Source organism: Kitasatospora sp. NPDC101108, assembly GCF_055584725.1.
The window spans coordinates 181,830-203,780 of sequence record NZ_JBVJLM010000004.1; the positions used below are offsets into that span (position 1 = coordinate 181,830).

Genomic DNA, 21,951 nt, shown 5'->3' on the forward strand with positions numbered 1-21,951 from the left:
TCGGCTACCGTCCACCTGCCACCTGCCACCTGCCACCTGCCACCTGCCACCGCGGCGCGCGGCCAGGACCGCAGAGATCTCCGGGCTTGCCGCAGCGGCGCCCGCAGCCGCAGCCGCAGCCGCAGTCCCAGCCCCAGCCGGAGCCGGCGGCCGCGCGCGGCCTGTCGGTCTGCCGCGTCCCGCATGTGGGCGCAAGTTTTTGCGCGGATGGAGTATTCGGCGGATTTCGGGGGAGCCGAAGAGGACAAGTCGGACGGGTCGGTTGATGGCCGAGGCGGGTGGAGGAGCCAGGTGAGTCAGGGGAACGATCGGTCCTTGTCGGTGTTGGGACGGCCTGTGGCCTCGGTGTCGTCGGTTCTCAGTCAGATGCCCGGTGCCGGGGTGGCCAGGCAGGTGGTGGGCGGCGCGCTGGACAGGGTCGGCTCCGTGTCGCCCCAGGCGCGTCGGGTGGCGGTGTATGTCGGCGCCGGTGTGCTGGGGGTCGCGGGTGTGGTCGAGTGGCCGGTCGCCGTCGCGGGGGCTGCCGCGGTCTGGCTGACCCGCCCACGGCCTGAGGCCGCCACCGATTCAGCGACGCCACCGGCTGAGCAGGGGGACTCGGCACCTGTGCCGCCCGCGCCCGAGCCACACGGCCGGAGCAGGAGGGCGGCGAAGGACTCCTCATCTGCCAGAGCCCGTGGCCGAGCCACTTCTGCGGCCGACGCGCCGCCGGCGAAGAAGGCACACCCCCGTCGCCGCGCCGACGGCTGATCCGCGCCGCGCCGCCGAGGGGCTTATCGGCCCGCAACTCGGCTGCGCGGTCGGCTCACATTCCCCCGGTCCCACCACACCGCACGGAGAGTTGGACGCACCCATGCAGTTGTTGACACGCTTGCCGTTGGCCGGGCTGGGCTCGGCGCTCGCCATTCCGCTGCGCGCCGCGCGCGGGGCCTGCGTGGTGGCGGAGGCGGGGCTCGAGGCGGCGGGTGCGGCCGTGGACGCGGCGGTGAAGGGAGCCGGCGCGCTCAGTGAGACGGCGGTGCGCGTGACGCGGGTCGCCCGCAGCACCGTGACGCCTGGGCCGGGTTGGCAGGCCGGCGAGCGCGCCCATATCGCGCTGCGCCCGGCCGCCGGGGCGCGCAGGTCAGCGATGGAGGCCGCGGCCAAGAAGGTCGCCCGCACCTTGCTGGATCATCCCGATGTGCTGCTCGCCTACTGGGACAGTGGACTGTCGAGGCTGGTGGTCGAGGCGAGCGCGGAGGCGGCCATCGACCGGGTGGCGGCCAAGGCCGCGGCGGTGGCCGCTCGCCACGGCTTGCTCACCGACGGCGATCCGGTCGGGGACGAGCTGACGCACCCGGGGGATGCCACCGCGGTACGCACCGTGGCGGCGGCACTCGCCCTGGATACGCTCGGCATCGCGGTCGCGGTGGCGGGCCGGGTGACACGACAACGGCGCACACCCGAATGGGCCACCGCCGCCGTCACGCTGCTGCGGGAGGATCCGCGGGTGCGCGCGACAGCCCGCAGGCACCTCGGCAGGCCGGGCGCCGATCTGCTGCTCGCCGCGGCCAACGCGGCCGTCCACGCTCTGGGCCAGTCGCCGACCTCCCTTGCCCTGGACGCGGGCTTGCGGGCCGGCCAGCTGGTGGAGGCCGTGGCGCGGGCAGCCGCCTTCGACGCCGCCCACGACCTGCTGTGTTCCCCGGATCGCCTCAGCGTGGGGACGGGTACGGCTGTTCCGCGGCCCCAGCGCCGGTATCCGGCCGACGACTACGCCAACTCGGCGGCCACCGGCAGTCTGATCGGCGCCGCCGCCACCCTTGTGTTCAAACAGAACGCCCGGGAGGCAGCCCATGCGGTGCTGGCCGGCTCGCCGAAAGCCGCCCGCTACGGCCCGGTGGCTTATGCGAGTGCGGTGGGAAGCGTGCTGGCCCGTACCGGCGTCCTGGTGCGTGATGGGGACCGGCTCCGGCACCTGGAGATCGTGGACACCGTGCTGCTGCACCCCAGTGCCCTGCGCGGCACGCGCCGCGTCGTCCTCGAAGTGAACGCCAACGTGGCCGACTGGGACTGCGACCGACTGTGGAAGGCCGCCTGCGCAGCCCTCCGGACGTCGGACGACGCCCTGCCGCCAGGCCCCCCAGCAGAGCTTCAGTTGCGCCCGGTGCCCGGCCAGGAGTCAGCGCCAACGGGGCTGATGGTCGCCGCCAGCCACGGCCGGGACGTCGGCACGGTCCTGGTCGGATGGGAACTCGACCCGCTGGCCGAGGCAGTCCTGGACGCGGCACGCCAGGCAGACCTGCACGTCGCCATGGTGGACGACCCCGCGTTCGGTGACTTCACCGCGCTGGCGGACGAAGTCGTCGACGCGCAAACGCCGTTGGCCGACTTCGTGCGGGACCGACAGGCCAAGAACCATGTCGTGCTCACCATCGCCCGCCTGGGCGGCGATCGCAGCGCCGGCGAGGGCCTCACCGAAGCCGACCGCGAGGTCCTCGACGGCCTGCTGCGCAGCGATCTGGCCGTCTCGGTCACCGACGAGGGCAGCGCCGTGGTGTGGAGCGCCGACCTGCTGGCGCTGAACGGCCTGGAGGGCGTGTGCCGCCTGCTGGCCGCCGTACCCGGCGCGCAGGCGGTCGGCCGGAAGTCCAAGGTCCTGGCCCAGTCCGGTGCGGCCCTGTCCGGTCTGCTGGTGGCCACCCGGCGCTCCAAGCGCCGCACCAGTCCTCTCGCGCTCGGATTCCAGCTCGGGCCGGTCAACGCGGCAGCCGCAGCAGCCCTGTTGATCGGGTGGCAGGCGTCGCTGAAGCTGGCCGCGACCGGTGCGCCGCAGCCACGGTCGCGGGTTGCCTGGCACGCCCTGGAGCCGGACGAGGCGCTGGCGCGCCTGGCTCGCGCTCACCACCGGGCGCCGACAGCGCTGGCCACCGCGAGGCAGTACATTCGTGACGCCCTCCACTCGGCCTCCGACCTGTCGCTCTTCGCCCCGCTGCGGATGTCGACGCGGCTGGCGAGCGCGGTGATGGCCGAACTCGACGATCCACTCACGCCCGTCCTGGCGGTCGGCGCGGCCGCTTCCGCGATCGTGGGATCCGGCGTCGACGCCCTCCTCGTGACGGGGGCGATGGGCATGAATGCCGTAGTGGGCGGAGTGCAGCGGCTGCGGTCGGAACGCGCCCTCGCAGCACTGGCGGCAGGTCAGAAGCAGAAGGCCCGTTTGGTCCCCGACACGCCCCCGGACGTGGACGTGGACGCGGTCGCACCGCCCACCGTGGACGCGGCACGCCTGGTCGTGGGTGACGTGATCGAGCTGGGCACCGGTGACGTGGTGCCGGCCGACGCACGCCTGATCGAACTCGACAGCCTGGAAGTGGACGAGTCGTCGCTGACCGGGGAGTCCCTGCCAGTCAGCAAGCAGCTCGACGCCACACCGGGGGCGGCGGCCGCGGACCGGCTGTGCATGGTCTTCGAGGGCAGCACGGTGGTGTCCGGCCACGCAAGGGCCGTGGTGGTGGGCACCGGCGAACAGACCGAAGCCGGACGGGCCATCGCGCTGGCCTCCCGCAGCACTCCCGCCGCCGGGGTACAGGTACGCCTGCAGGAACTGACCCGCAAGGCGCTGCCGCTCACCCTCGCCGGCGGCGCCGCGGTGACGGCGTTGACCCTGCTGCGGGGACACTCGATCCGGCAGGCCATCAGCGGTGGTGTGTCGGTTGCGGTGGCCGCCGTGCCCGAAGGCCTGCCGCTGGTGGCGACGGTCGCCCAGATGGCCGCAGCGCGCCGGCTCACCCGACGGGGGGTCCTGGTACGCACCCCGCGCACCCTCGAAGCCCTGGGCCGGGTCGACACCATCTGCTTCGACAAGACGGGCACCCTGACCGAGAACCGCCTGCGGGTCGCCCGCCTCACCACCGCCGACGGCGTTGTCCACGAGCCGGACAGCCACGACGGCGCCGCCATCCTGCAGCTGGCCGCTCGGGCGTGTCCGCTCGCCGACGACGAACACGCCGGCCACGCCCATGCCACGGACGAGGCCGTCCTGGCCGCCGGCGACCCAGGAGCGGACTGGACACAGACGGAGGGCCAGCCCTTCGAAGCCAGCCGCGGATACGCGGCCGCCACCGGCCACACCGCCGACGGGGCGCACATGTTGGTCGTCAAGGGCGCCCCGGAGGTGGTCCTGCCCCACTGCGACCACCTGCCGCCGAACACCGACCGCACCGGACAGGACCTGGCGGCCCAGGGACTACGCGTCCTGGCAGTCGCCCGCCGCCCGCTGACGCCAGGTCAGGAAACGGACGCCCTGAGCCAGCCACTGGAGGCGCTGGAGTTCGTCGGGTTCGTCGCGCTCGCGGACACCCCGCGCGCCAGTTCCGCCGCGCTGGTGGCCGGTTTGCGTGAGGCAGGGGTGAAACCGGTCATGCTCACCGGCGACCACCCGCAGACCGCGCTCGCGGTAGCCCTCGCACTGGGATGGCCCGAGGAAACGACGGTCGTCACCGGGGACCAGTTCGCGTCCCTGGACAAGAAGGGCCGCGCCCGCTTGGTGCGCGACGCGGCAGTGGTGGCCCGCGTCGCACCCGAGCAGAAGCTACAGGTGGTGCAGGCACTGCGGGCCGCAGGACGGGTCGTGGCCATGGTCGGGGACGGCGCGAACGACGCAGCCGCGATCCGCGCCGCCGACGTGGGCATCGGCATCGCCACCCGCGGTTCGGCCGCGGCTCGCAACGCCGCCGACCTCGTCCTCACCCATGACAATCTGGCCGTCCTGGTGGACGCGTTGGCCGAAGGCCGGGCCCTGTGGCGCAGCGTGGCGGACGCGATCAGCATCCTCATCGGCGGCAACGCCGGCGAGGTCGGCTTCACAGTGCTGGGCACACTGCTGTCGGGCGCCTCGCCGCTTTCGACCCGTCAGCTGCTGCTGGTCAACCTCCTGACCGACATGTTCCCCGCCATGGCCGTGGCGGTCACCCCGAGCGAGGAAGGGGCCCGCCAGGGGTCCGAGGCGGCGGACGACACCCCGGCGGGCACCGCGGCCCTCGGATCCCCCCTGACGCGCCAGATCCGCCAACGGGGCGTCCTCACCGGCCTCGGCGCGACCACCGCATGGCTCATCGGCTCCCTCACCCCCGGCAGCGCACGACGTACCAGCACCATGGCCCTGTGCGGAGTGGTCGGCGCCCAACTCACCCAGACCCTCGCCGGCAGAGAACACAGCCCGCTGGTCCTGGCCACCACCGTAGGCTCTGCGGCCGCCCTTGTGGGTATCGTCCAGACTCCGCTGCTCAGTCACTTCTTCGGCTGCACCCCACTGGGGCCGGTCGCCTGGACCGGCGTCAGTGCAGCCGTCGCCGTTGCCGCGCTGGGCCCTTGGATCTGGGATACCGCCGAACAGTTCCTGCCCGATGTCATGGCGAGGCTGCGCTCCGACGTCCGGACGACCACTTGACCGTAGTGGCACCGGACAGACGGACGGGTACGCGCTCGCTGAGCTCGGCCGCGGTGGGGCCCGCTGGTGCGGGAGAAAGCCGGTGGAGGACCGCACGGGGGCGGACACGCTGTCGGTCGGACGGCGCGGGTGACTTCGCGGGCGGTGGGGTCCGAATCGTCGCGCTGCCAGGCGGTCGGTGCGGCGGCCACCGCGAAGCCGCCGCACCCGTCGCCGGGACGGCTCTGCTATCGCACCGCGAACGGGCGGCCATCCACCAGGCGAGGCGAAGCCATCGACGAGTACCGGCTCGACGCCTGGATCACCGCTCACCGGGCAGACGCTCACCGTCCAGTACCCGAACCGGGCGAAGAGGAGTCTGCGATGCCATGGGGTCATGTCCGCCATCCCGCCCACGCGCCCGAGCACCATCACCCCGTCTACCGGACGGCTGGGCGCCTGCTCCGCTTCCTGCCCTGGGTGGGGCCGGCTCTCAGGGTGCGGCGCGCGCTCAGGCGCGGGCACTCCCACTGAACACGACCGCTCCCCGCGCCGCCGGCCCGAAGTGCCTTCCGGGGGGCGGAGGTCCTGAGTCAGGGCCGGCTGTCAGTGTGGCCGCACACCCAGGCCAGCGCGTCGTGGACACCCTGGTTGTAGTCACGGGGCACGGTACGTTCCACCTGGTTCTCCAGGGCCACGTTCGCCGCGTCCACCTCCGCGGTCAACACTTCGTTGCCGGGCAGACCCTCGGTCCGCACACCGGTGACCGGCCCGCCGTCACCGCGGCCCAACGCCCACAGGTAACCGGCCAGGGCGCCCCTGGACCACTGCGTCCGACGACGGTCCGTCCCCGCGCCCGCCTCCAGTTCGGCGAAGGCCCGCTCCACCTCGGCGGCCTTCCGCACTCCCACTGTCACCCCGGAATCCGCGGGTCGGCTATCAGTCATGGAGGGCGTATAACCGCTCGACGGCCTGGACATGCCCGGCCGCCACACAAAGCACCCTGCATTGGCAAGACCGCGCGGCCGGCTGCACCGGCCGGCCCGTCAGCCGGTACCCGGGTGACGGTGGTGCCCGCCGCTGGGGCGACTGCCGGCGTCAGCTGCCCGCCCCCGGCGTTCGGGGCGCCGCGAAGTCGCGGGGTCGTCGACCGCCCGCCGCCGGCGTCGTCGCCACAGTGTGTGGAGACCGAATCCTCCAGCGAGCAGCGCCGCGGCGGGCAGGAGCAGGAGCTGGTAGCGCACGGCCTGGTGATAGAGCGGGCCGATATCGGTCCCGGCGCCGTAGCCGAGCGCGGCCCACACTGCGGTCCAGACAGCAGCACCCACCACGTTGGCCGCGCAGAAGCGGGTGTGGGGCAGACGATTGGCGCCGGCGAGCAGACCGTTGGTCTGGCGCAGCACGTCGAAGAACCGGGCGGCGAAGACGATCGGCAGGCCGCGGCGGCGGTAGAAGTCCTCCGCGCGCTCGTATCGCCGCGGGGTGAGGCCCACGTAGCGCCCGAAGCGCTCGACAAGTGCACTGCCCTGGTGGAGACCGAGCAGGTAGGCACCTTCAGCGCCCGCGGTGGCGGCTGCCCAGGCGACCAGAGCGACGACCACCACATTCATCCGGCCGCTGCCCGCATACACCGCGGCCACAATCAGCACCGTCTGCCCGGGGACCGGCACGAGTGCGTTGTCCAGGCCCACCAGCAGTGCCAGGGCGGCGTACCCGCCCCGGTCCAGCAACGGCTCGAGATGCGCCAGGGCCCCCGGCAGACCGGGACCGGCGCTCACCGCCGGCCCGCCGCTTCCACCCGCGGGCTTCCAGCCGCACTCCGGCCGCCAGCCAGACGCCACCCGCACGTCCGCCCAGGCGCGTGAAGGGCCAGCGGCGCCGCGAGCCCCACCGACACCAGCGGCACACTCATGGTCATGGTCATGGTCACTACGAAAGGCTCCCAGAGAATCGTGGCCGGACATCGTGCCTCAGCGCTTGCCCGATCAGTTCGGACACACGCCGCTGCCGACCGGGCGAGCGGAGTCGGGAAGGCCGCGGCCAACAGTGTCTGTGGGTTCTGGCCAAAGGCCCTGCCGCCGCCCATGCCCAGGTGAAGACCCGCACCGCGTCGTAGCGCCCACCGGCCCCGTGGTGGGCGAAGCCCGAGGGCGACCGGGCCGCGGGGGGCCGCAACCGACCCCCCGGGCCGGCGCGCAGACCACGGCGCATCTGCGCGATCCAGCACGCGACGGACCCCGCGGTGACGTGGCTCCCCCCGAAGAACCCGCATCCCGGCTGGTGATATGCGGTGCCCGCCGAGCGCCGCCCGGCAAACCCGGCGCTCGCTCCACCCATCCGATCGCGCACCGGCACCCCGACTCCGTCTGAGCCGGGCGTTTCAGCGCGAGGTCCGGGCGTGGCGCGGCCCGCGGACCCGGTCGGGTCGGACGATGGCGGCTCGCAATCGGCGACCATGACGGGCGGACGAGGGAGCGGTCGCCATCAGGACCATCGAGAGCGCGATCGGGACCACCAGCAGGACCATGGATACGGGCATCATTCACGCCTCCAGGAATCATCGGCATTCGGCTCTGGTACGCAACGCCTGCCCCGCATCACCGGGCTCATTCAGCTTCTCAGCGGTACTGATCGCCGTCCGCGCGCTCTCCACCCCTCCTCTGACCCGCGAACGCTGCATCAAGCGCCTGAAGAACTGGCGCGGCCTGGCCACGCGCTACGAGCAGACCGCCACCGTCTACCGAGCCGGACTCCAGATCGCCGGCATCTACATCTGGTCCGCCCACTGATCCGACAGAAAGGGCCAGCCGCAACCAAACCCGGCTCGGTCACCGGGGCCGGTGGTGGTCCCAGGTGCTCATGACGCACTCGTACAGGTAGGCGCAGGCCTCATCCTCGGCGTCGAAGACCGCGAGATCGCGCTGCTCACCGCGCTCGAAGCACTCGATGTACCAGAGGCCGTCGAGCGCCTGGGTCAGCACCGGCACCGATTCCGGGATGAACACGAAGGACTTCAGATCCCGGGTGTTTATGCCGTACCAGCGATCGGGGACCCCGGCTTCCCGCAGGGCCGCCAGAAGCTGGTGACGATTCATGTGCACGCCGTTCCGTCCTCGTCGAGGAGACGCCCGCCGTGCAGACCCCTCAATTTGCTCGTCGCGATGCTACATGCGCCCGCGTCGTGGCCCACGGTCCACCCGTAGCGATTGAACAGCCCGGTCCGCACCCGAAGTCGGCCCCTCCAATGGGGGCTACCGGGTACCCGGTAGCAGTTCGACGCGGAGGTCGGCGCTTTCCTGGAGGACGTAGACCGGGTCGTAGTCGTGCTGCCAGTCCAGTGGGAGCAGGTCGTAGCGGCCTCCACGCGTGACCAGCAGGCGCAGTCCCTCGTACCGACAGTGGTAGAGGGTGTCGATCTCAGCGCCAAGGCACTGCTCGTGGAGTGATCGGTGGGGGCTGAGCTTGAGGCTCTTGGTGCTGAATACCACCACTGCCGTCCGATCCTCGATGGTGCGGGCGTCGGCCTCGGCGTCGCTGTGGCCGATCCGGGCCGCAATCAGGGCGACTGCCCAGAGCAGGAAGAGGCCTGCCGCGAACACCGGGACGGCGTGGCGAAGCATCCCCTTGGGCCGGTGGCCGCCGTTGGCGGACCTGGTCTGGCCGAGCACGAGCCCGACCGCGATGGTGGTCGGGGCGACCCAGCCCCAGCCGCGCAGTTGGAGCGGCCGCCAGGCGAGCAGCAGGAGCACGCCGAGCAGCAGCACCATGACGTGCCGACGTGCGATGGCGTTGAGCGAGCTGTGAGCGATCCGCTGCGTGGGCCTCGGCAGTCGGGGCAGCAGGTCCGGGACCTGTAACACGAGCAGGGTGACGGAGAGCAGGATGAGCAGCGGAAGGGCCAGCAGTCGCAGGCTTTGGATCACCAGCTCGGGGAAGGTGAACCCGATGGAGATCGGCGAGAGGTGGAAGTAGCCGTAGTAAGCGCTGTCATAGAGCACGCCGGCGTAGAACATCAGCGCCGCGACGAAGGATGCCTGGGCGGCCACCGCCTTGAGGAGCCCTGCCGGCGTCGCAGCCTGGTCGGTGGTGCCCGGCTTCCGGACGGGCGGCTTGGTCACGGGGTGTGGGACGACGGTCCGCTGCCTTCCGGGGGGCTGGCGGTCGTGGGGCACGTCAAGTGGCCCGGAGACGGGGACGGGCAGTTGGGGGGCGGGTAAGCCGTGGACGGGGTGAGGCCATTTCCGGGGGTGTGCGAATTGGTCTTCGTGCTGGGTGATTGCAGCGGTGAGAACTCGCTCCCACCGCCCCCACCGCTCGGCGAGGCCGAGGCGGACGGTGAGAGCTCGCCCCCTCCGCCGCCCCCTCCGCCGCCGCCCGCGCCGCTCGGCGAGGCCGAGGCGGACGGTGAGAAGTTGCCCCCTCCGCCGCCCCCGCCGTTGGGGGAGGCCGAGGTGGTCTGCTGGTGGGCCGGGCTCGAACTCGTCCCACATCCGGTCAACGCCAGCCCCAGCCCCAACAAAGCCGCAACCACCCTGGTCCGTTCGAATCCGCGCCCTCGCATGCGCACCCCTCTCAGCCTGCGAGGACATTAGCGCCGCACACGAACGGCCACCCGAAGGCTCGCCCCCGAGTCCCCCGAACGCGAAGGCCAACAGCCCCGTGGTCCCGGACGACCAGGTCGGTAGAGAGCGCGAAGCACGACGAAAGGGTCAGGCGGCTCACCGCGGCCGGTCGGCGAGCTATGCGTCGGGGCAGGCCGACCCGGGTCACCGCCCGGCCCTCACCAGCGTGTTGGACGCTGCCGCGCTCAGGGTGACCCCCGGCGCCGGCGCCAGCCACGGTTCGCACCTGCTCGCCGACCCCGCACACGACCTCGCCGGCCCCGCCCAGCGCTGGACCCAGGTCCTGCAGTGACTGGAGCAGGTCACCCGCGGTCGTGCCGTGCCGTCGTGGGCGCGGAGGAAATCGGCATCGCGAGCGGGCGGTGGGCGGTCGTGATCAGCGGTCCGGTCTCCTCGACGCGGCCGGCCACGGCGTGGACTTCGCCGATCCCCGGGTGCGTGACCCGTTCACCGCGTTCCTGCTCACCGGCCGGCTGCCCGGCTGACCCGGAGCCTCGGCGGACGGGCGGGGGCGGGGACCGGAGCAGCGTCCGGTTCCCGCCCCCGCCCGGCCTGGGCCGCACGCGTCCGGGCTCAGCGGAAGGCGTCGAGGTGTTCGCGCAGGAACGCCTCCAGGGTGCGCGGCGCACGCCCGGTCAGCCGGGTGGTGGTGTCGTCCGGGCTCTCCGGGCGGAGCACCGCGAGCTGCTGGATCTCCACCACATGGGCGGCCAGCCAGGTGGGCATCCCGGCCCGCTCCACCAGGTGCGCGTGGAACAGGGCCGGCGGCAGGTCGAGGTAGTTGACCGGTCGGCCGATCAACTCACTCAGCAACGAGGTGAGTTCGGGGTAGCTGTACGCCCTTCCACCGGTCAGCGGGTACGTGCCGCCGGCGAGTTCGGGGCGGGTGAGGACGGCTGCCGCCGCGTCGCCGATGTCGCGGCAGTCGATGTAGTTGCAGGGCGCGTCGCCCATCGCTCCGTGTACCAGGCCGGCGTGGGCGACGCCGGGCGCCAGTAGGAGCAGCTTCTGCATGAACGCGTAGGGCCGCAGGACCGTCGCGGTGACGCCGGATGCCCGCAGGTACCGCTCGATGCGGTGGTGGCCGCGCGAGACGGCGACGGGAGAGTCCGGTTCGGCGGCCGGGGCGGACACCTTGACGATGTGGTCGATGCCTGCCGCCAGCGCCTGGTCGACGACGCGCAGCTCGTGCTCGACCTGGTGGGGGCCGTTGGCCATGGTGAGGAAGAGCTGCCTCGCGCCGTGGAACGCCGCGCGCAGGGATACGGGGTCGCCCGCGTCGGCGGGCACCGCCTCCACGAGGTGGCGGGTGCGCCCGTCCAGGCCTCCGAGCAGGCGGTCCGGGTCGCGGCTGAGCGCCCGTGCCGGAACGCCGAGGCCGGTCAGACTGCGCAGGGTGGCACCGCCGGTGGCACCGGATGCTCCCATGATGACGATCATGTCGTGTTCCTCTCGGATGGGTGGGGGTTCGTCAGGGGTGACGGCGGGTGCCGCGCCAGCGCCAGGTGATCATGGTCGCGGCGATGGTGGCGGAGATCGGCAGGTCGAGGCGGAGCCGGGCGGGCCAGGGGCTGCCGGCCAGCGCCGGAACGTCCGGCAGCCAGCGTGCGCCCGCCCAGCCGAGCAGGGACGCGAGCACGGCGGCACCGAGTCCCGCCCCGGCCGCCAGCAGCAGGCGTGGCGCGCGGGCCGCCCAGGAGTCGTCCGGACGGCGCCGCAATCTGGCGCCGAGGGCGCCGGCGACCACGGCCGACGTGCCGGCGATGGTGGTGAGCGCCGCGATCACCAGCTGCGGCTGACCGCTGGCCACTCCGCCGGCCGCGGCCATGACGGCCGGCATGGCGTAGGCGACCAGCACCTCGCGCCACAGGACGAACGGGCGTGGTGGGCCGGCTGATCGGGATTTCGTGGGCATGGGTCCTCCAAAGTGATTAGGTAGCTAACTATTAATGCTTAGGCGCCTAACTTTATGGCCGTGAAAAAGGCGGCGGGCGGCACCCGGGAGAAGCGTGCCGACCCGCCGTGGGGCGTGCCTCAGTCGGCGGTCAGCGCGTCCATGCCGTCGACCAGCCTGGCGAGCAGGCCGAGGAACACCGCCCGCTCCTCGGGCGAGAGTCCGCCGACCATCGCCTGCATCCGCCGGTAGTGCTCGGGGGCCAGGTCGCGCAGACGCTGGGCACCGCGCGCGGTCAGGATGACCACGTTGCCCCGCCCGTCCTCGACCGCCGGGCGGCGGGCGACCAGACCCTCGCGCTCCAGGCCGTCGACCAACCCGGTCACGGTCGCCCGCGAGACGCCGAGACTGGCGGCCAGCTGGGAGGGCGACTTCTCGCCGCCGTGGTCCTCCAGGTCGGCCAGTAGCCGGTAGCGCCCGGTGGACAGGCCGAATCGCGCGAAGTGCGCTTCCCCCGCCTGGCCGAGCCGGGCACCCGCGGCCATGAGCCGCGCCGCCACCAGGACCGCCTGCGGATCGGCCGTGAGGCCGTACCGGGCGATCTGCCGGCGGGCCTGGTCGAGACTGGGGGCGCCGTGCGCCGCGTCCTGCTGTGCCATGCAAGTAATATGGCGCCTAATCAGTTTCCTGTCAAACGTCTTCCGTGAGGCCGTCCGCCGGCCGGTTCCGCCGAGCAGCCGGGGCCCGGCCGGCGGCCCGGACGTGTCACCGTGCGCGGCGCCCGCGCGGGCCGTGGACCTCCGCGGCTGCCGCCGGCCTTCATCGACGTGGGCCAGGTGGAGACCTTCCGGGGCGAGGCGCTGACGTACGCGATGCGGCTCGCCCAAGCCGGGGCGCCGGTGGAGCTGCACATGTGGCCGGGCGAGCGGCACGAGGCGGCACCGCAGGCGGCCGGTCTTCCGGCTCGCCATCACCGCCCGGTTCGCCTATCTGCGGCGGGTCCTGGGCTGAGGCCGTGGGCGTGCGGTCGGTGCGGTCGGTCTCGTCCGCAAGCCGGACGGGGCGCCGCCGCGAGCACGGTCGGGTGCCGGCCCCGATGACGTCGCCGACCCGGTCGCGGCCCGCTCCGCCGTCCTGGCGCCGAAGCGTTCCGGGGGTCCGTCGCGGGTCGGCCGTTCGGCCTGTGCGGCGAGGGCCTGGGCCTACGCGGGCATGCTCCCGCGTGCCGGTCCGGGGTGGCGGGCGCCGGGAGTGGTCATGCGCGTCCTTCCGCGAAGTCGGCCTCGTCGGCGCAGGGCAGGGGCCGGGCGGGCAGGACGTCGAAGACGGTGTCGGTGTCGGTGATGTCCAGCAGGCGGGCCACCTGGAAGCTGGGCGCGGCCAGGCGGAAGGCGATACCGGCCCCGGTGGCGGCGAGGCGGGCGCGCAGGAGTTCGTTGAGGCCGGAGGAGGAGCAGAAGCCCAGGGCCGAGCAGTCGATCACCAGCGTCCGCGGCAGGGGCGGGTCGGTCAGGGCGCCGTCGAGGGCTGCGGCGAGGACGGGGGCGGTGTCCAAGTCGGCCTGTCCGGCCAGCGCGAGGACACGGGTGCCCGCAGGTGCCGGGCAGCGGCGGGTGGTCAGCGTGGTCGGCATGTCCGTGCTCCTTCCGGCATCGGAACGTCGCCGTGGCGGTGGTTCTGCATCGACCGTGGGCCCTTCGAGTGTCCTCCCGCAGCCCGGAAAGCGAAAACGCTTCCGGCCGGGCACCCCGGAAGCGGAGCCCGTCGTGCCGACCGGTGCGGGGCGTACGGCCCGGCCCTACGCGCCAACACGCTCGGCAGCGGCCCCTCGTTTCCGGGCACCCGGCGCAGTCGCTCAAGCGGCGGGAGGTGTACACCGTGGACGCCGAGGCACAGGCGGCGCTTGCGTCCCAGGGCAAGATCAGTTCCTGTTCGTTCTACTTCCCGGGCCGCCGGCGGCGTTCTCGGGCGGGCGCGACTCCTTGTGTCCGCCGCAGGGTGACCAGAGCGACCACCGCTGTGACCATGGCGGCCACGCCGGACAGGAGCCCACCGACCGCCGTGACGAGCCCCGCGATCTGGCTGGTCTGATTCGTCGGTGCCGCAGGTGCCGATGCCGGAGGCGACTGAGCGGGTACTGATTCGGCGCCTGATGGCGATGCCTGGCCGGTGGGTGCCGGCGTAGCGGGTGTCGGAGCGGTGGGTGCCGGAGACGCCGTTGGCGTACCGCCTGGTTCTGGAACCACGGCCTCGTGCGCGAGCAGAGTGAGCCCGATGGCCAACAGGAGGGCGGCCAGGAACGCAAGACCCGCCGCGATTGTCAACCGCCGGGTGAACCACCGGGGACGCCGGCGTGCTGCTGGCGGTTGGGACCAGCGCTCAGACCTCGGTGGTTTCATTCGATCACCGTAGCGACGCGTGGTCCCACTGGTGCTGTACGACGCGGATGCTGCCCAGGCGGGACGGCTGGTAGCCCTCGGTCGGCCCTACAGGGGTAAGGGAGGTCGGGTGGCCGGTGGTGGCCGTTGAACGGGCCGGGTCGCGACCGTTCCGCTGGGACAGGACGCCTGCGAGAAGCCGTGAACCCCGGGCTCGACCGTGACGCTCTCTCCTGGATACATGGTGACAATGGGCCTGGTCGCTGACGGGACGGCAGCTGCGGATGCGCTGCCGATCGGGGGCTACGCACACCGTCAAGGTCGCGCCGGTCACTGCCCGGACCCTTCCATGCCGATCTCACTGCTACGCCTTGGAGTTGGGCCCCTGGGCCGACCCAACCAGCCACCGGCCAGGGCAGCACTTTCCTCAGGCAGTGAGGTGATCCGGCCGACGGCACGGCCGCGGCGGCCTGCGGGCCAGCCGGTGTCAAGGGCGGCGTGGGGCGGCTCGCACACCGCTGATCGGGCGTCCGGGCGGCGCGTCCGGACGCCACGGCGGCGTCCGTCGTGGCGTCCAGGGTGGGCAGCGCGCGCTCCGGCTCGCCGAGTACCGAGCCCGGGTCGTTGCCGGTTCCCGGGCTCGGCCGCCGCGAGGCGCGTCAGCAGTTCACCGGCAGTTCCAGGGTGACCGGGACCGGACCTCGATAGGCGCCCGACACCGCGAAGGAGGCGTGCACGACCGAGCCGCACGGCACCGTGGCAGCGATGCCGTCCACCCGCACGGTGCTGACCGTGAACACGGTGCGCCCGGACACCGCGCCGAGTGATCCCCCACCGCTGGTCTCCGCCGACAGCCCGGTGATCAGTTGCTGCGGTGCCGGCGGCCACGGCGTCCCCGGCGAGGGCGGGCCCGCCAGCCCGATCTGGCCGTACACCACGACGCGGTCGCCGGTCACCTCCGCGCACACCCTGGTGGACAGACCGGCCTGCAGGCCGGACCAGCCGCAGGTGGTTGTGGTGGTGGCAGGGGCCTGCGGCGCGTCGGCGAGCGCCGGAACGGGGGTGGCAAGGAGCGCGGCGGCACCGGTCGCGGCGGCCGCGATACGCGAGACGGGGTTCATGGGCTTCTTCCTTCGAGAGCTGGGAGGCGTTCGCGAACTTTGATGATGTGGCACATGTGATATTTCATTCGCGCCACGACAAGAACTTTGGCAGATGATTCGAAGGGCGAATGCCACTTTTGCCTTGGAAGTATAGCTATGGCCAAAACTAAGCCTTTGATGGCGTGTTCCCACCTGGACAGGCGAACGCCCATCGCACCCCGGGCGTCGCCTCGTTGAACCCGGGATGAACCGCCTCCGCGCCACCGGGACGGATCCGCCGCCCTTCGTCCGCCACCCGTACCGGCCGGCGGACGAAGGGATCAGCGCGTCCCGCCGCGCAGCCCGGCTGGCCCACCCGGCCTGTGGTTCCTTCCGTGGGACACGTCCGTGGGACACGCCTGTTGGCACCTATCGGTCAGGCTTCTTGCAACCAACCGTGAACCGTCAGTCTTCTCGCCCCGGTCACCGCGCGCACAGCCGGCCCAGGGACGCGCGGCTCTCCTCGTCCGCGGCGCGGTAGACCAGCAGGCGCATGCCCCCGGGGCGGATGGGGGCCGTCGGCGGCCGTCATGCGTGGGTGAGGTGGGTGTCGGTGCGGGCGGCTTCGGGGGTGGTTCCGGTCCAGCGGCGGAAGGCGCGGTAGAAGGAGTTGGTGTCGTCGTAGGCGAGGAGGTAGGCGACCTGGGAGGTGGGCAGGGAGCGGTCGGCGAGGTAGCGGCGGGCGAGCTTCTCGCGGGTGTCGCCGAGGACGGCCTGGTAGCTGGTGCCCTCCGTCTGGAGTTGTCGCTGGAGGGTGCGGGGGCTGGTCAGGAGCTGGGCGGCGACGGCGTTGATGGAGCGCCGGCCCGCGGGCAGCAGTTCGTGGAGTGCGGCGCGCACCCGGTCGGTCGTGGTGGCGGACGCTTCGAGTGCGGAGAGGCGGCGGCGCAGTTCCGGCGCGAAGAAGGTCCACATCGACTCGTCCTCGGTCAGGAAGGGCAGCACGGCGTCCTCGGGCGAGAAGGTGACGGAGTCGGTGCTCCCTTCACGGATCGGCGTGCCGAAGTAGGCGGTCGTCTCGGGGGCGGGCTGCGGGGGCCGGCGCATGGTGACGCGGGTCGGGTGGACCTCGTGCCGGGTGCCGATACGGGCCAGGGCCGCCCAGAAGGCGAGTTCGACGCCGGTCAGCAGCGGTGGCGGAGGCGGGCCGTCGGGCCAGTGGACGGCGATCGTCAACCCGTCGGCCCCGCCGGCGGTGACGTCCAGCTCGACCGGGCCGATGAGTGGTTTGAAGGCGGCGATGCGCTCGGCCGCGGTGCGCAGGTCGGCGCTGCACAGCGCTGCGAAGATCGGCGGGTTGAACGCCTCGACGGACAGTGCCCGTCCGATCCGCACCGCGAGGGCGGGATCCGCCGCCTCGGCGTCCAGTGCGTCCCAGAACCGGTAGTACTCCTCGGTCGTCATCGTGACCGGGCCGTGCGCGAAGACGCCGGCGGGCAGCTGCGCCCGCCGGAGTACCCGGGCGAGGGATATCCCGATGTCGCGCAGGAGCGCACGGGTCCCCGGGTCGAGGGTGAACCGCTCAGAGGCCATGTCCTCAGGGTAGGCCTCCGTAGTCGGTGGGAGGCATGCCGCGCGCGCCGTTGCGCATGCGGAAGACGCCACCGCCTGGTGGCGTGAACGGCAAGAAGAAGGGCGTTGTCGGCTAGTTCCCCGGCGGGGGCGGCCCCCTACCGTGGACACCACGAACTCCGCCCCCCTTCAAGGATGAGATCCCATGACCACCAAGACCGCCCTCGTGACCGGTGCCTCCTCCGGCATCGGCGAGGCGACCGCCCTCAAGCTGATCGGCCTCGGCTACACCGTCTACGGAGCCGCCCGCCGCACCGACCGCCTCCAGAAGCTCGCCGAGCGCGGCGTGCGCCCGCTGGAGATGGACGTCACCGACGACGACTCCCTGCGCGCCGGGGTCGAGCGCGTCATCGCCGAGACCGGCCGCATCGACGTCCTGGTCAACAACGCCGGGTACGGCTCGTACGGCGCGCTGGAGGACGTCCCGCAGGAGGAGGCGCGCCGCCAGTTCGACGTCAACGTCTTCGGTGCCGTGCGCCTGACCCAGCTCGTCCTGCCCCACATGCGGGCCCGGCGCAGCGGGACGGTCGTCAACGTCACCTCGATGGGCGGGAAGATCCACACTCCGCTCGGCGGCTGGTACCACGGCTCCAAGTTCGCCCTGGAGGGCCTCAGCGACTGCCTGCGGGTCGAGGTCAAGCCGTTCGGGATCGACGTCGTCGTCATCGAGCCCGGCGGCATCGCCACCGAGTGGTCCGGCATCGCCGCCGACCAGTTGGAGAAGTCCTCCGCCGGCGGTGCCTATGCCGGCCTGTCCACCGCAGTCGCGGCCTCGATGCGCTCCGAGACGATGGCCAGGCGCATGTCCCAGCCCAGCGTGATCGCCGACGCCATCGGCAAGGCCGTCACGGCCCGCCGGCCCAGGACCCGCTACGCCACCGGTTTCGGCGCCCGCCCCCTGATCGCCCTGCGGCGCCTGCTGCCCGACCGCGCCTTCGACACCCTGATCTCCCGGTCCATGGGCCTTCCGCGCTGACGCCGCGGGAAAGGGCCGCCACGAGCGGCCCTTCGTGCGGCCCGGTGCCCAGCTGCTCCGCTCCCTCGACACGCACCGAGAACGACCTGCGGGTGCTGCCCACGACCGCCTACGTGTTCCGCCCCGGGGCCGATCGGTGTCAGTCGGTCGGCCGCTCGTTGATCAGGGAGCCTTCGCGCAGCCATCGGAGGAACGCGAAGACCCAGGTCGCCAGCAGGAGGAGCGCCAGGGTGAGCGCGAGGAGCCAGGGGGCGGGGCGCGACCATCCGGCGATGAGGGCGACGGCGGCGGCCAGGACGAGCGCGGCCCGCACCGCCCGGTAGGCGCGGGCGTAGCGGTGGTAGTCCGTCAGGGTGGGCAGGAGGATCACGGTGGTGAGCAGCATGACGGCCACTGACCCGGCGGTCAGCCAGCTCACCGGGACGGGTGTGCGGTGGTCGGCGGCGTGTTCGACGAGTGCGACCATGCCCGCGCCGGAGGCCGCCACGGCCATGGTCAGCGGGAGGTGGGCGAAGATCCACGTCGCCAGGCTCCGGCCGGTCTCGCGGGGCTTCCGCCCGGCCACGAGGTCGGCGTGGTTCCACCAGAAGCCGAAGCCGATCGTGAGCCCGAGCAGCCCCGTAGCCGCCGCGCGTGTGCCGCGTTCGGTGCCGGTCAGGCCGTCCACGACGCCGATGACGACCTCGCCGAGGACGATGATGATGAACAGCCCGAACCGCTCGACCATCGGGTCGGTCACGACGTCGTAGCTCGGTCCCCTGCGCCACACCGCGATGACGGCGCACGCCACGGCGCACCACCCGACCACGAACACCGCCCACGCGACGAGCCGGCCGCCGGGCGACATCGGAGCCGACCCCGCGATCACGACGATGCCCGCGGCCACGGCGGCCAGGTAGCGTCGGGGCGTCGCACGCAGCTCCGGCGGGTCCTGCCGGTACACCGAGAACCACTGGTAGCCCAGCAGGGCCAGCAGCACCGCGTACAGCACCGCCAGGGTGCGGCCGTCCCCGCCACCGGCGTGGCCGGTGTAGACCGCCATCAGCGCCAGCAGCAGCATCTGCACGAACACCAGCGAGCGGGTGTGCCCGTCCTCGCGGCCGTGCATCTCGTAGAACAGCGACCCGTTCAGCCACGCGATCCACACCAGCCCGAACACCACCGCGAACGTCCCCGCACCCCGCCAGGAGACGTCCTGCGCGAGCGCGTGCGCCGCCTGACCGACCAGCACCACGTAGACGAGGTCGTAGAACAGCTCCAGAAAGCTGACGCTGCGCCCGGCGTCGACCTCGCCGTGGCGCCGGGGTGGACGGAAGAGCCACCGCCGGGTCCCGGCTCCCAGGGGAACAGCCGCCGGGCCGGCCGGGCGCGACTTCGGTTCACGGTCTGGCATCTGGGTCTCCCTGCGCGAGGCGGCCGGACACGGGGGAAGCGATGGTGACGCCCGTGCCGTCCCGCCGGCGGCGGGCACGCCGCGAAGTCGACGGGGCCGGCTTCCCGCGAGCGCGGGCGGGGCCGGTTCCTCCCGTCAAGGGCGGGATTGCGGGCATCCGACGCGCAGTTCCGGACAACATGGTGATGTGTCCATGCCGTGAACAAATCGGCCGCGTCGGCCCCGGTTAGGGTCGCGGCAGCTCCACAATCCGGCACCGTACGGCCGTCGTGCGGTGCCGCACGGACCTGCTGATGGGAGTGGTGTGACGTGATCAGAAGACATCACCGACTGCTGGACCGTTCGTCCTGGGCTGCCCTCGGGGGCCGGCTCGCCGCCGTGGCGGGGGTGGTCGCGCTGCTGGCGGCCGTCCTCACCGGCACCGCGGCGGGCACGGCGAGCGCCGCGCCCGCCGCGGTGCCACCCGCTGCCTCCGCCTCCTCCGCCCCGTCCGCCCAACTGGCCGGCATCGGCTGGATCTGCCGGGGGACGCCCGTGCCGCCCGGCCACGTCATCACCGCGTACGACGCCACCCGCTGCAGCGGAGCCGGCGGCTCCTACGTGCAGCCCCCGCAGGACCCGCTGTGGATCTGCGCCAGCTCGCCGATCCCGGCGGGCTACGTGCTCACCGACCACAACCCCAGCAGCAACACCTGTCTCGGGGACGCCTGGCTCATGCGAGTGGTCACGGACGGCGTCTGGACCTGCGCGGGCTCGCCGATCCCGGCCGGGTACGTCATGACCGGCCACTCCAGCACCGGTTGCCGCGGCATCGGCTCCTGGTTCCAGCAGCTGGCTGCGCCCGGGCTGTCGATCTGCCCCGGCAACACGGTCCCGGCCGGCTACCACCTGGGCACCTACAACCGTGCGGGCTGCGCGGGCCTGGGCTCCTGGGTCCTGCTCCGCAACTGACCCGGATCGGCGGCGCCGCCCCGGGATCCGCATGTTCTGCCTCGATCCGGCGCAGTGCGGGATTCCGCCGACCGCGGCCCGGGGCCTTCTGGGCACCCGGGCCGCGGCTGCCGCTACTTCACGGCTTCCTTGAGCTTGGAGCCGGCCGTGGCCTTGACGCTGTAGCCGGCCGGAATCTCGATCGGCTCCCCGGTCTGCGGGTTGCGGGCCTTACGGGCAGCGCGGTGGGTGCGCTCCAGCGTCAGGAAGCCGGGGATCAGCAGCTTCTCGTCGCCTTTGAAGACGATCTCTCCGGCGATCTCCGCGAACGCCGAGAGGACGGCGTCGGCGTCCTTCTTGGGAAGGCCGACCCGCTCGGAGATGGCTGCCACGAGTTCGGTGCGGTTCATCGTGCCTGCTTTCGATCACGGTACTGGTCCCACCGCATGCTGCCAGATGCTCCGGGCAGACCGGTCAGCAAGACGAAGCGGCGCGCCGTGCCGTCGAAGAGGACACCGGCGCGCCGCGCTGATCGCGGTCACCGTTTTCCGGCCCTGCCGGCTGTCACGGACGGCCGCCGGCCTGCCCGCGCGGCCGCGCCGCGGCAGGTCAGTTGCCGGCCAACTGCCAAGCGCCGAACGGCTTGTCCGTCCCGGCCGCGGTCTGCCTGCTGACGTGCAGAGCGGCGTCGCGACCGAGGGCCAGGACCGTCTCGCGGTCGGCGCCGTCGAGGGTGACCGAAGGCGCTCCGACGATCACGTTTCCGAGATCCGGCCAGGTGCTCGCGAAGCCCGTGTCGGCCGCGGTCTGCGAGGTCGTGCTGACCCCGCCACCGCCGTTGCGGGTGGCCACCGTCATCCGGCCGTCGCCACCGGTGACCACGGACACGCCCTCCGCGCTGACCGGTCCGCCCATCGGGCTGGGCGAGGTCGTCCAGGTGCCGTCGGACTGCACGTACTGCGTCGCCACCTGCGCCGTGCCGCCCTGGTCGTAGAAGATCTCCAGCCGGCCGTCGGCGTTCTTGCCCACCGTGATCGGACCGGCCGGCGCGGGGCCGAGGGCGCCGTTTCGGCGTGCCGCCCCAGGTGCAGCTCGGCCTCGAAGTGCCATTCCAGCGTCTGGAGACGGCCCTGGCCCAGGTCCCGCACCTCCGCGGCCAGCCCATGGAGTACCGGCAGGTCCGACAGCGGCTCGCCCCGCCACAGCGCCAGCGCGGCCCCGGTCCGCTGACTGACGGTCCGCCAGTCGCGCCTGGTTCGGGCGTCCTGGGCCTGAGCTGTCAGATCGGCGAACTCCTGGACGTCCGACTCCCCCTCGGCCACACGAAGCAACACGCCCCTGGGTGTGGATGTCAGCCGTGACGGCCCTTCGGCGCCCAGCGTCGACCGGAGCCGCGCCAGGTGGTTGCGCAGCGAGTCGGCTGCGGTCGCGGGCGGCTCCTCACCCCAGAGGGCGTCCTGCAGGTCGCGTTGGGACACCACGCGATTGGCCTGGAACGCCAACGCGGCCAGCAGCGCGCGCCGCTTGGCACCACCCAGCGCGAGCACCCGCCCGTCCTGCCTGACAGCCAACGGGCCGAGCAAACTGAACTGCATGCATCCCCCCAGCACACACCGTACGAACCGCCCAGCGGG

Annotated in this window: 20 protein-coding genes and 1 pseudogene; 7 read left to right on the plus strand and 14 right to left on the minus strand. The window is 72.7% G+C overall.

The features are described 5' to 3' along the window. Window positions 1-853: 853 nt before the first annotated feature. Window positions 854-5,431 (plus strand): HAD-IC family P-type ATPase, encoded by a 4,578-nt coding sequence (locus ACZ6Z8_RS11690; protein ID WP_465608599.1) that lies wholly within the window; start codon window positions 854-856, stop codon window positions 5,429-5,431. A gap of 572 nt (window positions 5,432-6,003) precedes the next feature. Here ACZ6Z8_RS11690 and ACZ6Z8_RS11695 read toward each other — a convergent pair. Continuing rightward, window positions 6,004-6,327, minus strand: coding sequence for a hypothetical protein (locus ACZ6Z8_RS11695; RefSeq protein WP_465608601.1), 324 nt, complete (start codon window positions 6,325-6,327; stop codon window positions 6,004-6,006). A 129-nt stretch (window positions 6,328-6,456) separates the two neighbouring features. Then, window positions 6,457-7,188, minus strand: coding sequence for a DedA family protein (locus ACZ6Z8_RS11700; protein ID WP_465608603.1), 732 nt, complete (start codon window positions 7,186-7,188; stop codon window positions 6,457-6,459). 747 nt (window positions 7,189-7,935) lie between these two features. Between ACZ6Z8_RS11700 and ACZ6Z8_RS11705 the strand changes: the two genes are divergently transcribed. Continuing rightward, window positions 7,936-8,199, plus strand: a complete 264-nt coding sequence (locus tag ACZ6Z8_RS11705; protein ID WP_465608605.1) for a hypothetical protein — start codon at window positions 7,936-7,938, stop codon at window positions 8,197-8,199. Between the two features lie 39 nt (window positions 8,200-8,238). Here the strand turns inward: ACZ6Z8_RS11705 and ACZ6Z8_RS11710 are convergent, their stop codons facing one another. Then, the gene (locus ACZ6Z8_RS11710) at window positions 8,239-8,511 is read right to left on the minus strand and encodes a hypothetical protein (protein ID WP_465608607.1); all 273 of its coding nucleotides are present in this window, start codon (window positions 8,509-8,511) and stop codon (window positions 8,239-8,241) included. Between the two features lie 150 nt (window positions 8,512-8,661). Next, a complete protein-coding gene (locus ACZ6Z8_RS11715; protein ID WP_465608608.1) occupies window positions 8,662-9,528 on the minus strand; it encodes a hypothetical protein in 867 nt (288 codons plus the stop codon). A 670-nt stretch (window positions 9,529-10,198) separates the two neighbouring features. Here ACZ6Z8_RS11715 and ACZ6Z8_RS11720 point away from each other — a divergent pair. After that, entirely contained in the window at window positions 10,199-10,324 is a 126-nt protein-coding gene (locus ACZ6Z8_RS11720; RefSeq protein ID WP_465608610.1) for a hypothetical protein, read from the plus strand. 70 nt (window positions 10,325-10,394) lie between these two features. Next, entirely contained in the window at window positions 10,395-10,517 is a 123-nt protein-coding gene (locus ACZ6Z8_RS11725) for a hypothetical protein (RefSeq protein ID WP_465608611.1), read from the plus strand. Window positions 10,518-10,605: 88 nt separating this feature from the next. Here ACZ6Z8_RS11725 and ACZ6Z8_RS11730 read toward each other — a convergent pair whose 3' ends face one another. From ACZ6Z8_RS11730 to ACZ6Z8_RS11740, 3 genes are all read right to left on the minus strand, one after another. Next, complete coding sequence (locus tag ACZ6Z8_RS11730; RefSeq protein WP_465608613.1) at window positions 10,606-11,472, minus strand: NmrA family NAD(P)-binding protein; 867 nt, start codon at window positions 11,470-11,472, stop codon at window positions 10,606-10,608. Between the two features lie 31 nt (window positions 11,473-11,503). Next, window positions 11,504-11,947, minus strand: coding sequence for a hypothetical protein (locus ACZ6Z8_RS11735; protein WP_465608615.1), 444 nt, complete (start codon window positions 11,945-11,947; stop codon window positions 11,504-11,506). 119 nt (window positions 11,948-12,066) lie between these two features. Next, on the minus strand, window positions 12,067-12,585 hold the full coding sequence (locus ACZ6Z8_RS11740) for a MarR family winged helix-turn-helix transcriptional regulator (protein ID WP_465608617.1): 519 nt from the start codon (window positions 12,583-12,585) through the stop codon (window positions 12,067-12,069). Between the two features lie 177 nt (window positions 12,586-12,762). Here ACZ6Z8_RS11740 and ACZ6Z8_RS11745 point away from each other — a divergent pair, with 177 nt between their 5' ends. Beyond that, complete coding sequence (locus ACZ6Z8_RS11745) at window positions 12,763-13,026, plus strand: hypothetical protein (protein WP_465609150.1); 264 nt, start codon at window positions 12,763-12,765, stop codon at window positions 13,024-13,026. A 155-nt stretch (window positions 13,027-13,181) separates the two neighbouring features. On the opposite strand, the gene ACZ6Z8_RS11750 is transcribed toward ACZ6Z8_RS11745, so the two are convergent. The 3 genes from ACZ6Z8_RS11750 to ACZ6Z8_RS11760 form a co-directional block, all read right to left on the minus strand. Continuing rightward, window positions 13,182-13,559: an STAS domain-containing protein gene (locus ACZ6Z8_RS11750; RefSeq protein WP_465608618.1), complete on the minus strand. Its 378-nt coding sequence runs from the start codon at window positions 13,557-13,559 to the stop codon at window positions 13,182-13,184. Window positions 13,560-14,963: 1,404 nt separating this feature from the next. Further along, window positions 14,964-15,425, minus strand: coding sequence for a hypothetical protein (locus ACZ6Z8_RS11755; protein WP_465608620.1), 462 nt, complete (start codon window positions 15,423-15,425; stop codon window positions 14,964-14,966). A 549-nt stretch (window positions 15,426-15,974) separates the two neighbouring features. Beyond that, the gene (locus ACZ6Z8_RS11760; RefSeq protein WP_465608621.1) at window positions 15,975-16,979 is read right to left on the minus strand and encodes an AraC family transcriptional regulator ligand-binding domain-containing protein; all 1,005 of its coding nucleotides are present in this window, start codon (window positions 16,977-16,979) and stop codon (window positions 15,975-15,977) included. Window positions 16,980-17,163: 184 nt separating this feature from the next. Between ACZ6Z8_RS11760 and ACZ6Z8_RS11765 the strand changes: the two genes are divergently transcribed. Next, complete coding sequence (locus ACZ6Z8_RS11765) at window positions 17,164-17,994, plus strand: oxidoreductase (protein WP_465608623.1); 831 nt, start codon at window positions 17,164-17,166, stop codon at window positions 17,992-17,994. 139 nt (window positions 17,995-18,133) lie between these two features. Here ACZ6Z8_RS11765 and ACZ6Z8_RS11770 read toward each other — a convergent pair whose 3' ends face one another. Then, entirely contained in the window at window positions 18,134-19,387 is a 1,254-nt protein-coding gene (locus ACZ6Z8_RS11770; RefSeq protein ID WP_465608624.1) for a low temperature requirement protein A, read from the minus strand. A gap of 309 nt (window positions 19,388-19,696) precedes the next feature. Here ACZ6Z8_RS11770 and ACZ6Z8_RS11775 point away from each other — a divergent pair, with 309 nt between their 5' ends. Continuing rightward, window positions 19,697-20,338 carry a hypothetical protein gene (locus ACZ6Z8_RS11775; protein WP_465608626.1) on the plus strand — a complete coding sequence of 214 codons (642 nt, stop codon included), beginning with the start codon at window positions 19,697-19,699 and terminating at the stop codon, window positions 20,336-20,338. 113 nt (window positions 20,339-20,451) lie between these two features. On the opposite strand, the gene ACZ6Z8_RS11780 is transcribed toward ACZ6Z8_RS11775, so the two are convergent. The 3 genes and pseudogenes from ACZ6Z8_RS11780 to ACZ6Z8_RS11790 form a co-directional block, all read right to left on the minus strand. Next, window positions 20,452-20,727, minus strand: a complete 276-nt coding sequence (locus ACZ6Z8_RS11780) for an HU family DNA-binding protein (RefSeq protein ID WP_465608628.1) — start codon at window positions 20,725-20,727, stop codon at window positions 20,452-20,454. Window positions 20,728-20,926: 199 nt separating this feature from the next. Further along, window positions 20,927-21,346, minus strand: coding sequence for a DUF8189 domain-containing protein (locus tag ACZ6Z8_RS11785; RefSeq protein ID WP_465608630.1), 420 nt, complete (start codon window positions 21,344-21,346; stop codon window positions 20,927-20,929). A gap of 35 nt (window positions 21,347-21,381) precedes the next feature. After that, window positions 21,382-21,912: pseudogene (locus tag ACZ6Z8_RS11790) on the minus strand (AfsR/SARP family transcriptional regulator); the annotation flags it as partial. Between the last annotated feature and the right edge of the window lie 39 nt (window positions 21,913-21,951).

Coding starts and splice junctions, on each gene's coding strand:
- ACZ6Z8_RS11690 (WP_465608599.1), top strand. CDS start 854: ATGCAGTTGTTGACACGCTTGCCGTTGGCCGGGCTGGGCTCGGCGCTC.
- ACZ6Z8_RS11740 (WP_465608617.1), bottom strand. CDS start 12,585: ATGGCACAGCAGGACGCGGCGCACGGCGCCCCCAGTCTCGACCAGGCC.
- ACZ6Z8_RS11780 (WP_465608628.1), bottom strand. CDS start 20,727: ATGAACCGCACCGAACTCGTGGCAGCCATCTCCGAGCGGGTCGGCCTT.
- ACZ6Z8_RS11735 (WP_465608615.1), bottom strand. CDS start 11,947: ATGCCCACGAAATCCCGATCAGCCGGCCCACCACGCCCGTTCGTCCTG.
- ACZ6Z8_RS11730 (WP_465608613.1), bottom strand. CDS start 11,472: ATGATCGTCATCATGGGAGCATCCGGTGCCACCGGCGGTGCCACCCTG.
- ACZ6Z8_RS11770 (WP_465608624.1), bottom strand. CDS start 19,387: ATGCCAGACCGTGAACCGAAGTCGCGCCCGGCCGGCCCGGCGGCTGTT.
- ACZ6Z8_RS11760 (WP_465608621.1), bottom strand. CDS start 16,979: ATGGCCTCTGAGCGGTTCACCCTCGACCCGGGGACCCGTGCGCTCCTG.
- ACZ6Z8_RS11755 (WP_465608620.1), bottom strand. CDS start 15,425: ATGAACCCCGTCTCGCGTATCGCGGCCGCCGCGACCGGTGCCGCCGCG.
- ACZ6Z8_RS11705 (WP_465608605.1), top strand. CDS start 7,936: ATGGATACGGGCATCATTCACGCCTCCAGGAATCATCGGCATTCGGCT.
- ACZ6Z8_RS11750 (WP_465608618.1), bottom strand. CDS start 13,559: ATGCCGACCACGCTGACCACCCGCCGCTGCCCGGCACCTGCGGGCACC.
- ACZ6Z8_RS11765 (WP_465608623.1), top strand. CDS start 17,164: ATGACCACCAAGACCGCCCTCGTGACCGGTGCCTCCTCCGGCATCGGC.